Genomic DNA, 12,517 nt, shown 5'->3' on the forward strand with positions numbered 1-12,517 from the left:
CTACCTCAATTCGTCTGCGTGGCGGATTCGAGTCCCGAACGGGCCTCGATGACTTCGGCACGGGCCGTGGCCATGTCGACCCAGCCCTGCATCTCCGCTTTCGCGGCTTCGGGCAGGGTGTCCAGCTCACTCAGCGCCGTCTCAAGATCCCGGTCGCGCAGGGCCGCTTCGGCCCGCGACAGGATCGCATCCGGGCTGTTCCCTTCCTGCGGGGTAAGAGAGCGCATGCCAAGTTGCGTTTTCATGAACGACAGGACCGAACTTGTGTCCCCCATGTCCCAGGTCGCGCCAAGCGCGTCGCGGGCAAAGTCGGGGAAGCTTTCCTGAAGATCGGCCATCGTGGCGACGCCCGATGCGGCGTGGCTTTCCAGCGCCTCCGGGACGCTCGCCCCGGTGTCCTTCAGCGCGTTCACCGGTTCGGCAAAGGGCTCACCGGTGTCCAGCGCGGTGTCCAGTTCCGTCAGGGCCGCGCTCATCTTGGATTGCTCGGCCGCCGTGGTGATCTGCGCCTCAAGCTCGGATTTCTGTGCGTCCAGCGCCTGGTTCAGCTCAGAGACCTGGCGGTTCAGATCCTGCACCGCTTCCGGGGCAACGCTGCCGCCTTCCTCCAGGGCCGCGATGCGATCCGTCAGGGCGCTGAGCGTGGCAGAGGTCTCTGACAGGCCGCTTTCGAGGCCAGACTGGGTGGATTTCAGCGCCTCGACCTCGCCGCTGATGCCGGACAGGTCCGGCTCCTGCGGGGTGGCTTCCTTCAGGGCCGAGACCTCCGCCTGCAGCGCCGCCACGTCATCGGACAGGGTCGTTCCCTGCTGCGATGGCAGACCTTCGGGGAAGATCCAGAGCGCCGCGCCAAAGCCGATGCCCGCGGCGATCACGCCGCCCAGCAGGGCCGGGAAGAAACGATGCTTCACGATCGTCTCCTGGGGTGCCGCAGCAGAGGGGGGCGGAGAGGACGACGCAGAAGAAGCAGAGGACGGCGGCGGGGGTGGGGCAGGCGGCACATCCGTTTCCGGCGTGTCGGCCATGGGTTCGGGCGCCTGGGTTTCGGGCGCCTGGCCATCCAGCGCGGCCAGGTCGTCCTGGTCATTCGGATCATCCCGGTCGCTGCCTAGGGCCGCGGCCAGGCTATCGGCACTGTCACGCGGATCGTGGACCGGGGCGGCCAGGGTAGGCTCTGCCGGGGCCTCGGAGGCCTCGGCAGGTTCTCCTGCGGCCTCATCCAGGCCCTCCGGGGCGGCCAGAACCACATCCGGTTCCTCCGGCGCATCCCGATCGGGCCGGGGCGCCGCTGGCATGTCCATCCCCGTCACCTCTGTCGAGGTCTCTTCCGCGGGCTGGCTCTCCAGCGCCTCAGTCTTGTCGTCTTTGGGTGTCTTGGCCACGGATCGAACCCCCCTTGATTCTGCGAGCCGGCGTCATGGGTACAGGGGCAACTTAGACAGCCCCCCGTCCCGCCTCAAGCTGATGCGATCTGGAGACAAGTCCAGCAAGCGCTACCAACATAGTACCGCCATTCGGTTGGGCGGCCAGTTCCAGCACCCTTGGGCGCAAAGGTGCCACGATCCCCGCGATTACCGGACTGATAGCGGCGATCATCAGCGGAGCAGACCCGTTCCAGGCAGTGGCAAAAAGCCGCGCGCTGCGTGGCGAATAGAGCGGCACAAGCACCGGATCCTCGCCACTCATGACCCCAAGTGCCTCAGCAGACAAGGGTTTCTCTTGCTGACGATAGGCCGTGACAGCCCTTACCGCCAGGCCTTCGGCGCTTAGTCGCTCTGCCAGGTCGCCCCGGTGAACCGCCCCCCTCAGGTGCACAAGCCGCGCGGTCGGGGCCTCTTTCCGGATCAGCTTGCCTAGATCCTCTGCCGTGCCGCCAGCGGAAATCGCGCTGAATCCCGCCGCTTGCGCCGCTTCGGCCGTGGCATCGCCCACGCAATAGGCGCGCGTCGCTCCCGTCAGGCCTGAGCGTATCCAGGCCCGCACCCCGTTGCGGGAGGTGAAAATCAGCTCTTCGCCGGGCTCGGGGGTGGGCAGCGGGGTATAGACGATCTCCTGTTGCGGGCTCACCAGGACCCGCAGCGCCGGCCAGCGCAGGCGGATCTCTTCCGCCAGGGCTGTGGCGTCAGGGTCGGGCCGGGTGATCAGCACCACAGGCTGCATCGCGCACTCCTCAAGGGGCCGAAACGCTGCCGGAGTTGTTTGCGGCCTTCCCCGGTGTTACCTGCGGCAGATGAATTGCGCAACGGATGCGGGCCGATGGACGAGCTGACCATACTGGGGATCGAAAGTAGCTGCGACGACACCGGCGCGGCCGTCATCACCGGCACGCCCGGCACGGCGCGGATCCTTTCCTCGGTGGTCGAAGGGCAGGGCGCGCTGCATGCGCCTTTCGGCGGCGTGGTCCCCGAAATCGCCGCCCGCGCCCATGCCGAACGGCTGGATGGCTGCGTGACCCGGGCCCTGTCGGATGCGGGCCTGACCCTGAGCCAGGTCGATGCCATCGCCGTCACCGCCGGACCCGGGCTGATCGGCGGCGTTCTGTCGGGTGTCATGTGTGCCAAGGGGCTGGCGGCGGCCAGCGGCAAGCCCCTTGTCGGGGTGAACCACCTTGCCGGCCATGCGCTGACCCCGCGCCTGACGGATGCGACCCCTTTTCCCTACCTGATGCTGCTGGTCTCCGGCGGGCATTGCCAGTTCCTGCTGGTGCGCGGCCCGCAGGCCTTCACCCGCCTTGGCGGCACGATCGACGACGCGCCCGGAGAGGCCTTTGACAAGGCCGCCCGCCTGTTGGCCCTGCCACAGCCCGGTGGCCCCTCTGTTGAGGCCGAGGCGCGCAAGGGCGATGCCACCCGCATTGCCTTCCCCCGCCCGCTGCTGGACCGCCCGGGCTGCGATTTCAGCTTCTCAGGGCTGAAGACCGCCCTGCTGCGCAACCGCGACACCCTGATGGAGGGCGACGCCCTGCGTGCCGGAGATCGCGCCGATCTCTGTGCCGGGTTCCAGTCCGCCGTCGTCGACGTGCTGCGGGAAAAGACCCGGCGCGCCCTTGCCATCTACCTTGAGGACGCCCCCGAACAGCCAACGCTGGCCGTCGCCGGCGGTGTGGCGGCGAACGGCCCCATCCGTGCCGCGCTCAAGACGCTCTGCGCCGAAACCGGCACGCAGTTCACGGCCCCTCCGCTGGCGCTTTGCACGGATAATGCCGCGATGATCGCCTATGCGGGGCTGGAGCGCTTCTGCCTGGGCGAAAGCGACGGCATGGACCTTTCCGCACGCCCGCGCTGGCCACTGGACCGCAGCGCCCCAGGTATGTTGGGCAGTGGCAAGAAAGGGGCAAAGGCATGATTTCGGTCATCGGGGCAGGGGCTTTCGGAACGGCGCTGGCGATCTCTGCCGCGCGGGACGGCGCGCAACTCTGGATCTGGGGGCGCAATCCGCAGGCCATGGCCGCCATGCAGGAAAGCCGCGAAAACCCGCGCCTGCCCGGCGTGGCGCTTCCCGATGGGCTGACCTGCAGCGCCGACCTCTCCCAGCTGCCAGAAAACGGCCCCGTGCTGATGGCCGTGCCCATGCAGACCCTGCGCTCGGTCCTGGCGGAAAACGCCGACCGGCTGGGCCACCGAACCCTGGTCCTGTGCTGCAAGGGGATTGAGCTTTCCTCGGGCAAGCGGGCCACAGAAGTGGTGAAGGAAGTCCTGCCCAATGCCGTGCCCGCGCTGCTGACCGGCCCCAGCTTCGCCGCCGATATCGCCCGTGGCCTGCCCACCGCGCTCACCCTGGCCTGCCCGGAACCGGGCCTGGCCGCGGCGCTGCAAAACGCGCTCTCCACGCAGAACCTGCGGCTTTACCGCTCTACGGACCTGACCGGGGCGGAACTGGGCGGGGCGCTCAAGAACGTCATGGCCATCGCCTGTGGCGCCGCCATGGGGGCCGGCCTTGGCGAAAGCGCCCGCGCCGCGCTGATGACCCGCGGCTACGCTGAAATGCAGCGCATGGCCGCCGCGCTCGGGGCCCAGCCGGAAACCCTGGCCGGCCTGTCGGGCTTCGGGGACCTCACCCTGACCTGTACCTCCGAACAATCGCGCAACTATCGCTTTGGCCAGTCCATCGGGCGCGGCGAAGACTTCGATCCCGCCGTGACCGTCGAAGGGGCCGCCACCGCCCGCGCCACGGATGCGCTGGCCCAACGGCTTGAGCTGGACATGCCGATCACCCGCGTGGTCACCGGGCTGGTAGAGGCCCGGCTTGATGTCGCCTCTGCCATGGAGGCCCTTCTCTCTCGTCCCCTCAAGGAAGAATGACATGCCTTACGTGCTGATCGCCAAAGACAAGCCCGGTGCCCTGGAAACCCGCAAGCAAAACCGCGAGGCCCACCTTGCCTATGTAGCCGAAACCGGAGTCGTCACCCTGGGCGGACCCTTCCTGGACGACGAGGGCGCGATGTGCGGCTCTCTCATGGTCTTGGACCTGCCCGATCGTGCCGCGGTCGAGGCATGGGCAGAAGGCGATCCCTACGCCAAGGCGGGCCTCTTCGCGTCTGTCGAGATCTCCGATTGGAAGAAGGTGATCGGCTGATGAACTACTGGCTTTTCAAATCCGAACCCTCCACCTGGGGCTGGTCCGACCAGCTTGCCAAGGGCGAGACCGGAGAGGAATGGGACGGCGTGCGCAACTACCAGGCCCGCAACTTCATGCGGGAGATGAAGCTGGGCGATCGCGGTTTCTTCTACCATTCGCAGAAGGAAAAGGCCGTTGTCGGCATCATCGAGGTCTGCGCAGAGGTCCACCCGGACAGCAAGGCCGACGATCCCCGCTGGGAATGCGTGGATATCAAGGCAGTGCGCAGCTTCACCGTGCCGGTGACGCTGGACCAGATCAAGGCCGACCCCCGGCTTTCCGACATGGTCCTGGTCAAGAGCTCCCGCCTGTCCGTCCAGCCCGTGACGGAAGAGGAATTCCAGACCATCTGCGCCCTTGGAAAGACACAGGCAGACTGAGGGGCCCTTGCCGGCAAGGCTGCCTTGAAGCGGTGGCGTCCGCCGCCGCGATTCTTCCGCCATCCCTCCCTTCGAACGGCAATTTCCGGCTCATCTTTGAATAAGCGCACCCATGACGCCGGACACGCCCCGCAGCCTTACAGCAAGCTCCCTGCGGCAAGGGCCATTCCCTTGCCCGCGATACCGCGCAGCTTTGCGGCAAGGCCAGTCAAACAGGCATGGAAGCAAAGCAGACTGTCCACGCCGGGCAATGCCGCGAACCGCTTCCCCAAAGCAAACCCGACGCCAAACAGGGCAGCCCCCGTCAACCGGCGACACCACGAAAAGCCATTGATATCATGAAAATAAAACGGAGGGCCGGCTTTACCCGAACCCTCCGCCACCCCACGTGCTCCCTACGCACCACACGTGATCTATGAAAGGTTCGGGCCATACTAGCCGCCCGTCTTCTTTAGCGCGAAACGCCCATCGAAGGCAATTTCCGATTAAATTGCATATGAATGATTCCGGTCATCTTTCATTAAGAAATCCGGAAACACCAATACGCCGGGCAGCCCCTCCAACGGCGGTGCATTTCTGGCCGTGCCCTGCATGGCTGATCCCCCAAATCGCTGAATACCCATAAAAATAATGACAGAACGTATTGTTGCGATCAGGCTGAAGGGCATCAAACCCCGCGGCCCGGCATGGCAACTGACGGGGGATAACAGAGGGAGATACCAATGCCGAAAGAGATTTTCGTCGTTGCCTACGAGGGTGAGGACGACAAGGATTCACTGCTCACCTATGCCCTGGAACGGGCCGCCAAGGACGACTCCGCCCTGCATATCCTTCACGTCCTGGAATGGTCGCCCTACAGCTTCCTGACCCAGGAAGAGGTCGAAGAGCGCCACGGCCGCCGCAAGCAGGAGATCTCTCGCGCGCGGGAGGTCATCCTGGAACCGGCGCTGGCGGCTGCGGCTGCGGCCGGGATCACGGCCAGCGGGGATATCCGATACGGCCAGGTGGTCGAGATCATCGCCGAAACCGCCACCCGGCTGGAGGCCTCCATGATCTTCGTGGGCCGTTCGGGATCCAATTCCATCACCTCCCGCGTCTTCGGCTCTGTCCCGCTGGGACTGGCCCAGATCGCCCCCGTCCCCACGGTCATCGTCCCCTGAGCAACTCCTGAGCAAGAAGGCTATTCCATGACGCGAATCAGAAATTCCGCCGCGCTCGCGGTACTCGGGGCAGTTGCCGCCGGACCCGCCGCCGCGCAATCCATTGACGAAACCATCAACAAGGCCTTTGCCGATTACACCGGCTGGTACGTCAGCTTCATCTTCGCGCCCGTGCCGGGCACCAACTTTTCCTGGATCGCGCTCTGGCTGGTCGTCGCTGCGCTGATCTTCACCTTCTATTTCTCCTTCATCCAGCTGAAGGGCTTCGGCCATTCCATAGCGCTGGTGAAAGGCGATTATTCCGATCCGGATGACGCGGGCGAAGTCAGCCACTTCCAGGCGCTTGCCACCGCGCTTTCGGGCACTGTCGGGCTTGGCAATATCGCCGGGGTCGCGGTGGCCGTGGGCATCGGCGGACCGGGGGCGACCTTCTGGATGATCCTGGCCGGCCTTTTCGGCATGGCGACGAAGTTCACCGAATGCACGCTGGGCGTGAAGTACCGGAACGAATACCCCGACGGGCATGTCTCCGGCGGGCCGATGTATTACATCACCAAGGGCTTCAAGGAACGCGGCATCCCCGGCGGCAAGGTGCTGGCCGTGATCTTCTGCATCTTCACCATCCTCGGCGCGCTTGGCGGCGGGAACATGTTCCAGGCCAACCAGGCCCATGCCCAGCTGGCCAATGTCATCGGGGATTACCCCGGCTGGATCACCGGGGTGATCCTGGCAGGCGTGACCTTCATCGTGATCGTCGGCGGCATCAAGTCCATCGCCCGGGTGACCGAAAAGGTCGTGCCCTTCATGGGGATCTTCTACGTCGGCGTGTCGCTGGTCATCCTGCTGATGAACTACGACATGATCCTTTGGGCCTTCGGGCAGATCTTCCTGGGCGCCTTCACCGGCCTTGGCGTGGCGGGCGGCTTTACTGGCGCGCTGATACAGGGCTTCCGCCGCGCGGCCTTTTCAAACGAGGCCGGGATCGGCTCTGCCGCCATCGCGCACTCCGCCGTGAAGACACGGGAACCGGTCACCGAAGGCTACGTCGCCCTGCTGGAGCCCTTCATCGACACCGTGGTGATCTGCACCATGACCGCGCTGGTCATCGTGATCACCGGCGTCATGCAGGTGGATCCCGAGACCGGCCTTTACATGTGGGATAGCGAAGCCGGCCGCATCATGACCGAAGGCGACGTCACCGGCGTCGCGCTGACCTCCTCTGCCTTCGCGACGGTCTTTTCCTGGTTCCCGCTCATGCTGGCCATCGCCGTGGTGCTCTTTGCCTTCTCCACCATGATCTCCTGGAGCTATTACGGCCTCAAGGCCTGGACCTACCTCTTCGGCGAAAGCAAGGGCAGCGAGGTGACCTTCAAGGTGATCTTCTGCCTGTTCATCGTCATCGGCGCGGCGGCCAGCCTGGGGCCGGTGATCGACTTCTCGGATGCCATGCTCTTCTCCATGGCGATCGTGAACATCGTCGGGCTCTACCTGCTGATGCCGATCGTGCGGGCAGAGCTGGCCCATTACGTCTCTCGCCTGAAATCGGGAGAGATCAAGCGCTTCAAGCATTGATCCCAAGGCGGGAAAGGGAAGGGGCCTCGCATCGCGCGGGGCCCTTTTCACGTCGTCAGAAGGGGGTCTACTGGCCGGGGATCTGGCTTTTCAGGAAAAGGGGCTGGCCACCGATCGTCCCCTGGTTCAGCCCGTTCAGCTTCTGGCGGTACTCATGGGTGGCCAGGCCCGGAGGCACGCCACGGTCCAGCTCTCTGGCATACTCCTGCGCGGCCTCGTTGCGCTGTTTCAGACGCTCCAGCGCCTCGCTGTTCCTGCGCAGCTGCTCTTGGACCTGGGCCTGATCCGCCGGGTCCTCAAGACCCTGCACGCCCTCCTCTGCCGCCACCGGCAAGGCCAAGGCGCATAGCATCAGGGCAGGGACCATCAGGACAGGGATCGTGAAGCGGACCATGCGCGCCTCCAAAAGCCAGGTTGCAGAACCAACCTACAGCCCCAACGCAAGGCGTGCGGTCAAAGTTGCGTGCGCCCGGCGGCGCTGGCCGAAAAGCGCGCATGAAAAACCCCGCGATGCAGGGGGCATCGCGGGGCTTCGGATCGCGCAGGGACTGCGGATCAGTAGCGGTAATGCTCGGGCTTGAAGGGGCCTTCCGGCGCAACGCCGATATAGGCGGCCTGTTCCGGGGTCAGCTTGGTCAGCTTGGCCCCGACCTTCTCCAGGTGCAGGGCCGCGACCTTTTCATCCAGATGCTTGGGCAGGATGTAGACCTGGTTCTCGTAGTTGTCGCCACGGGTCCAAAGCTCGATCTGCGCCAGCACCTGGTTGGTGAAGGACGCCGACATCACGAAGCTGGGGTGGCCGGTGGCATTGCCCAGGTTCAGCAGACGCCCCTCAGAAAGCAGGATGATCCGGTTGCCCGAGGGCATCTCGATCATGTCCACCTGTTCCTTGATGTTGGTCCACTTGTGGTTCCGCAGGTTGGCAACCTGGATCTCGTTGTCGAAGTGACCAATGTTGCCAAGGATCGCCATGTCCTTCATCTCCCGCATGTGCTCGATGCGGACGATGTCCTTGTTGCCGGTGGTGGTGATGACGATGTCGGCGGTGCTGATCGCTTCTTCCAGCAGTACGACCTCGAAACCGTCCATCGCGGCCTGAAGGGCACAGATCGGATCGGCCTCGGTCACCTTCACGCGGGCGCCAGCGCCCTGTAGCGACGCGGCAGAGCCCTTGCCCACGTCGCCGTAGCCGCAGACCACGGCAACCTTGCCGGCCATCATCACGTCGGTTGCGCGGCGGATACCGTCGACCAGCGATTCCTTGCAGCCGTACTTGTTGTCGAACTTCGACTTGGTGACGGAATCGTTGACGTTGATCGCCGGGAAGGGCAGCTGGCCCTGCTTCTGCAGCTCGTAAAGACGGTGCACGCCGGTGGTGGTTTCCTCGGACACGCCGACGATCTGGTCGCGCATTTTGGTGAACCAGCCGGGGCTTGCCTTCATCCGCTTGGCGATCTGCGCCTTGATCACGGCCTCTTCGTCAGAGGTCGGCACCGGGATGATGTCTTCACCGGCCTCGGCACGGGCGCCCAGCAGGATGTAGAGCGTCGCATCGCCGCCATCATCCAGGATCATGTTCGGGCCGTCCTCGAACAGGAAGGACTTGTCCAGGTAATCCCAGTGCTCTTCCAGGCTCTGGCCCTTGATGGCGAAGACGGGGACACCGGCGGCGGCGATGGCCGCGGCGGCGTGGTCCTGGGTGGAGAAGATGTTGCAGGACGCCCAGCGGACATCGGCACCCAGGGCAACCAGGGTCTCGATCAGGCAGGCGGTCTGGATCGTCATGTGCAGGGACCCGACGATACGCGCGCCTTTCAGGGGCTTGGTCTCACCGAATTCCTCGCGCAGGGCCATGAGGCCGGGCATCTCGGTTTCCGCGATGTCCAGCTCCTTGCGGCCGAAATCGGCAAGGCTAATGTCCTTTACGATGTAGTCCTGGGTCATATAGTCCGGTCTCCTGGTGGGTCGGTCCTGTGCAGGGGTAGCAGGTGCCCCCCGGACGGGCAATGGCAGGGCCCAACTGGTAGGGCAGTGATATGACGAAGGTGTAAAGATGAAGCATCCCAGAGCATGGCAAAGAATGCTGTCAGGGCGCAGGCTGAACCTGCTGGATCCCACCCCCGTCGATATAGAGATCGAGGATATCGCTCATGGCCTGGCCTTCGTGGCCCGCTGGAACGGTCAGACCCACGGCGATTTCGCCTATTCCGTGGCGGAACATTCCCTGCTGGTCGAAGAGCTTTTTGGCCGGCTCTGCCCGGGTGCCAAGCCCGCCGAACGGCTGACCGCCCTGCTGCATGACGCGCCGGAATACGTGATCGGTGACATGATCTCTCCGGTGAAGGCCGCTATTGGCCCCGACTACGGGCGCCTTGATGACCGTCTGACCGCCGCGATCCACATCCGCTTCGGCCTGCCCGCCGTGCCGCCCAAACGGCTCAAGCAGCGCATCAAGAAGGCGGACCGGATCTCTGCCTGGATGGAGGCCGTGCAGATCGCCGGCTTCACCGAGACAGAGGCGAACCGGATTTTCGGCAGACCCGATCACGCCCTGATCGAAGGGCTTGAGATCATCCTGCGCGCCCCGGTGGAGGTGCGCAATGATTACACCGCCCGCCACGCCGCCCTGATGGAGCAGCTGACGTGAGCCCGCACATCCGCCGCGCCGGTCCGCTGGATTGCCGCCCCATGGCGGAACTTCTGAATGAAATCATCGCCATAGGTGGCTCTACCGCGCTGACCGAACCGGTGACGGCCGCCACGCTGGATGGCTGGATGCAGGGATCGCCCCGCGCGCTCTGGCATATCGCAGAGGATCCGTCGGGCGAGCTGCTGGGCTTTCAATACGTCAAACCGCATCCCGCTTACGGTGAGACGGTCGGCCAGATCGCCACCTTCGCGCGGGTCGGACGCACCGGGCTTGGCATCGGCTCTGCCCTGTTCGAATCCACGAAAGCCGCGGCCCGCGCCGCCGGCTATTCCTGGATCAACGCAGAGATCCGCGCGGACAACGACTCGGGCCTGACCTACTACCAGTCCCGCGGTTTCGAAGACCATGGCCGCATCCCCGACTACGCCCTGGGCGACGGCACCCGGGTCGACAAGATCCTGAAGCGCTACGACCTCTGAGCCGGCGACCGGGTAAATCGGGGATCGGGGCAACCGCCTTTTCCAGATGGGAATCGGCATAGATCCCGGTCATCAGCGCGACGCCTCCTTAGGCAAAAGGCTTCCTCTTTCCACCTCATCGAAAACCCCGGCCACGATCACCCCGCCCGGCGTGCCATGCCCCCCAGGCCCGGAACAGATCACCCTCAAGTTGCAGATGCCAGCATTGGCTTTCTGCCAAGAAGTTGAGCGAGTTTTTGCTTAAAATGCGCTCACCTTGGTTTTATCATGACTTCTTCACCAAACACCGCCCTTCTTTAAATCTCCCCTGGGTTGTATCCCGTTTCCCCGACCCGGGGGCTTTTTTCAATGGGCATTCCCCGACAGCGGCGCCCCGGCCGGGTCTGGAGCCATCGCACACCCGCAGCACCATGACCGGCCCCGCGACCATGGCGCTGCGCCCCACCTTTGGGCCCCGGCGTTCCATTTCAGCACGCCGCCGCCCGGTACCCTCTGCGCCTGTCGCCACCGGATCCCATGCCGGAAGAGCTCTGACCGATCCTCCCCAAAGGGGTCACCTCTCTGGCGCCGCCGCGGGCGATGGTCCGCGGCGGCTCCTTTTGCGCCATGGTCCGGGGCAGCTGCCCGCTTATGCGGCCCCACCCCGGCTCGCGGCACGCCAGCGGGCGCTCCCCCTCGACAGGGGCGCAGGGCGTGCCATTCTTGGGGGGAAGCAAGGGGAGACATTCATGAAGGTTGGCATCATCGGTACCGGCATGGTGGGATCCGCCACCGCCTACGCGCTTGTCCTGCGCGGCGCGGCAAGCGAGATCGTCCTGGTCGATCACGACCCCGCCCTGGCCCAGGCCCAGGCCGAGGACATCGCCCATGCCGTGCCCTTCGTGCATCCCTGCCAGGTCCGCGCCGGGGATTACGACGCGCTGGAAGGCGCCGGAGTGATCGTTATTGCCGCCGGCGTGCCGCAGAAACCCGGCGAAGATCGCCTGTCCCTTCTGGGCCGCAACGCAGAGGTCTTTGCCGATGTGATCGCCCATACCAACCGCGTCGCGCGCGAGGCGATCCTGCTGATCGCCTCCAACCCCGTGGACATCATGACAGAGGTCGCCCTGCGCGCCTCCGGCCTGCCGGCGGGGCGGGTCTTTGGCTCGGGCACGGTGCTGGACACGGCGCGGTTCCGGATGCTGCTGGGAAGCCACCTGAACATCGCGGCGGAATCGGTGCATGCCTATGTCCTGGGGGAGCACGGCGATTCAGAGGTTCTGGCCTGGTCCACCGCCCGCGCGGGCTCAGAGGCGCTGACCGATTTCGCCGACCAGATCGGCAACCCGGTGACCGAGGCCGTGCGCGCCCGCGTGGACGAGGCCGTGCGCCGCGCGGCCTACAAGATCATCGAAGGGAAGGGGGCCACCTGGTACGGGATCGGCGCCGGCCTGGCCCGCATCGTCCAAGCCATCCGCGACGACCAGCGCGCGGTGCTGACCGTGTCCAAGGTGATGGAGGACTTCGACGGCGTGAAGGACGTCGCGCTGTCCCTGCCGCGCGTCGTCGGGGCCGCCGGCATCGTTGAGACATTGCAGCCCCAGCTCACCTTCTCTGAACGCAAGGCGCTCAGGGCCTCCGCCGAAACCCTGCGCGAAACGGCGCTGCAACTGGCCTGAA

At 65.2% G+C, this 12,517-nt stretch carries 13 protein-coding genes; 9 read left to right on the plus strand and 4 right to left on the minus strand.

Annotation, left to right across the window (positions count from 1 at the left end):
* Positions 1 to 5: 5 nt before the first annotated feature.
* Both HCZ97_RS09035 and HCZ97_RS09040 read right to left on the minus strand, forming a co-directional pair.
* Entirely contained in the window at positions 6 to 1,382 is a 1,377-nt protein-coding gene (locus HCZ97_RS09035) for a COG4223 family protein (RefSeq protein WP_167688379.1), read from the minus strand.
* 52 nt (positions 1,383 to 1,434) lie between these two features.
* Complete coding sequence (locus HCZ97_RS09040; protein ID WP_167688380.1) at positions 1,435 to 2,160, minus strand: uroporphyrinogen-III synthase; 726 nt, start codon at positions 2,158 to 2,160, stop codon at positions 1,435 to 1,437.
* A gap of 96 nt (positions 2,161 to 2,256) precedes the next feature.
* On the opposite strand from HCZ97_RS09040, the gene tsaD reads away from it, so the two are divergent.
* The 6 genes from tsaD to HCZ97_RS09070 all read left to right on the plus strand — a co-directional run bounded on the left by tsaD (position 2,257) and on the right by HCZ97_RS09070 (position 7,729).
* Entirely contained in the window at positions 2,257 to 3,345 is a 1,089-nt protein-coding gene (gene tsaD, locus HCZ97_RS09045; protein WP_167688381.1) for a tRNA (adenosine(37)-N6)-threonylcarbamoyltransferase complex transferase subunit TsaD, read from the plus strand.
* Positions 3,342 to 4,301: an NAD(P)H-dependent glycerol-3-phosphate dehydrogenase gene (locus HCZ97_RS09050; protein ID WP_167688382.1), complete on the plus strand. Its 960-nt coding sequence runs from the start codon at positions 3,342 to 3,344 to the stop codon at positions 4,299 to 4,301. The genes tsaD and HCZ97_RS09050 overlap by 4 nt, the downstream gene beginning before the upstream one ends.
* Position 4,302: 1 nt before the next feature.
* Positions 4,303 to 4,575 carry a YciI family protein gene (locus HCZ97_RS09055; RefSeq protein WP_167688383.1) on the plus strand — a complete coding sequence of 91 codons (273 nt, stop codon included), beginning with the start codon at positions 4,303 to 4,305 and terminating at the stop codon, positions 4,573 to 4,575.
* Entirely contained in the window at positions 4,575 to 4,997 is a 423-nt protein-coding gene (locus tag HCZ97_RS09060) for an EVE domain-containing protein (protein ID WP_167688384.1), read from the plus strand. Before HCZ97_RS09055 ends, HCZ97_RS09060 begins: the two co-directional genes overlap by 1 nt.
* Before the next feature lie 722 nt (positions 4,998 to 5,719).
* Complete coding sequence (locus tag HCZ97_RS09065) at positions 5,720 to 6,157, plus strand: universal stress protein (RefSeq protein ID WP_167688385.1); 438 nt, start codon at positions 5,720 to 5,722, stop codon at positions 6,155 to 6,157.
* A gap of 27 nt (positions 6,158 to 6,184) precedes the next feature.
* A complete protein-coding gene (locus HCZ97_RS09070; RefSeq protein WP_167688386.1) occupies positions 6,185 to 7,729 on the plus strand; it encodes a sodium:alanine symporter family protein in 1,545 nt (514 codons plus the stop codon).
* Positions 7,730 to 7,796: 67 nt separating this feature from the next.
* On the opposite strand, the gene HCZ97_RS09075 is transcribed toward HCZ97_RS09070, so the two are convergent.
* Both HCZ97_RS09075 and ahcY read right to left on the minus strand, forming a co-directional pair.
* On the minus strand, positions 7,797 to 8,123 hold the full coding sequence (locus tag HCZ97_RS09075) for a hypothetical protein (protein ID WP_167688387.1): 327 nt from the start codon (positions 8,121 to 8,123) through the stop codon (positions 7,797 to 7,799).
* A 161-nt stretch (positions 8,124 to 8,284) separates the two neighbouring features.
* A complete protein-coding gene (ahcY, locus tag HCZ97_RS09080) occupies positions 8,285 to 9,673 on the minus strand; it encodes an adenosylhomocysteinase (RefSeq protein ID WP_167688388.1) in 1,389 nt (462 codons plus the stop codon).
* A gap of 109 nt (positions 9,674 to 9,782) precedes the next feature.
* On the opposite strand from ahcY, the gene HCZ97_RS09085 reads away from it, so the two are divergent.
* The 3 genes from HCZ97_RS09085 (at position 9,783) to HCZ97_RS09095 (ending at position 12,516) form a co-directional block, all read left to right on the plus strand.
* The gene (locus HCZ97_RS09085) at positions 9,783 to 10,376 is read left to right on the plus strand and encodes an HD family hydrolase (protein WP_167688389.1); all 594 of its coding nucleotides are present in this window, start codon (positions 9,783 to 9,785) and stop codon (positions 10,374 to 10,376) included.
* Positions 10,377 to 10,417: 41 nt separating this feature from the next.
* Positions 10,418 to 10,858: a GNAT family N-acetyltransferase gene (locus HCZ97_RS09090; RefSeq protein WP_167688465.1), complete on the plus strand. Its 441-nt coding sequence runs from the start codon at positions 10,418 to 10,420 to the stop codon at positions 10,856 to 10,858.
* Positions 10,859 to 11,586: 728 nt separating this feature from the next.
* Entirely contained in the window at positions 11,587 to 12,516 is a 930-nt protein-coding gene (locus tag HCZ97_RS09095; RefSeq protein ID WP_167688390.1) for an L-lactate dehydrogenase, read from the plus strand.
* Position 12,517: the final 1 nt, after the last annotated feature.

The organism is Pseudooceanicola sp. HF7 (assembly GCF_011806405.1).
GTDB lineage: Bacteria > Pseudomonadota > Alphaproteobacteria > Rhodobacterales > Rhodobacteraceae > Pseudooceanicola.

What these genes read in the sequence shown, in the direction of transcription:
- HCZ97_RS09040 (WP_167688380.1), bottom strand. Translation starts at nt 2,160, where the DNA reads ATGCAGCCTGTGGTGCTGATCACCCGGCCCGACCCTGACGCCACAGCC.
- tsaD (WP_167688381.1), top strand. Translation starts at nt 2,257, where the DNA reads ATGGACGAGCTGACCATACTGGGGATCGAAAGTAGCTGCGACGACACC.
- HCZ97_RS09050 (WP_167688382.1), top strand. Translation starts at nt 3,342, where the DNA reads ATGATTTCGGTCATCGGGGCAGGGGCTTTCGGAACGGCGCTGGCGATC.
- HCZ97_RS09055 (WP_167688383.1), top strand. Translation starts at nt 4,303, where the DNA reads ATGCCTTACGTGCTGATCGCCAAAGACAAGCCCGGTGCCCTGGAAACC.
- HCZ97_RS09060 (WP_167688384.1), top strand. Translation starts at nt 4,575, where the DNA reads ATGAACTACTGGCTTTTCAAATCCGAACCCTCCACCTGGGGCTGGTCC.
- HCZ97_RS09065 (WP_167688385.1), top strand. Translation starts at nt 5,720, where the DNA reads ATGCCGAAAGAGATTTTCGTCGTTGCCTACGAGGGTGAGGACGACAAG.
- HCZ97_RS09070 (WP_167688386.1), top strand. Translation starts at nt 6,185, where the DNA reads ATGACGCGAATCAGAAATTCCGCCGCGCTCGCGGTACTCGGGGCAGTT.
- HCZ97_RS09075 (WP_167688387.1), bottom strand. Translation starts at nt 8,123, where the DNA reads ATGGTCCGCTTCACGATCCCTGTCCTGATGGTCCCTGCCCTGATGCTA.
- ahcY (WP_167688388.1), bottom strand. Translation starts at nt 9,673, where the DNA reads ATGACCCAGGACTACATCGTAAAGGACATTAGCCTTGCCGATTTCGGC.
- HCZ97_RS09085 (WP_167688389.1), top strand. Translation starts at nt 9,783, where the DNA reads ATGAAGCATCCCAGAGCATGGCAAAGAATGCTGTCAGGGCGCAGGCTG.
- HCZ97_RS09090 (WP_167688465.1), top strand. Translation starts at nt 10,418, where the DNA reads ATGGCGGAACTTCTGAATGAAATCATCGCCATAGGTGGCTCTACCGCG.
- HCZ97_RS09095 (WP_167688390.1), top strand. Translation starts at nt 11,587, where the DNA reads ATGAAGGTTGGCATCATCGGTACCGGCATGGTGGGATCCGCCACCGCC.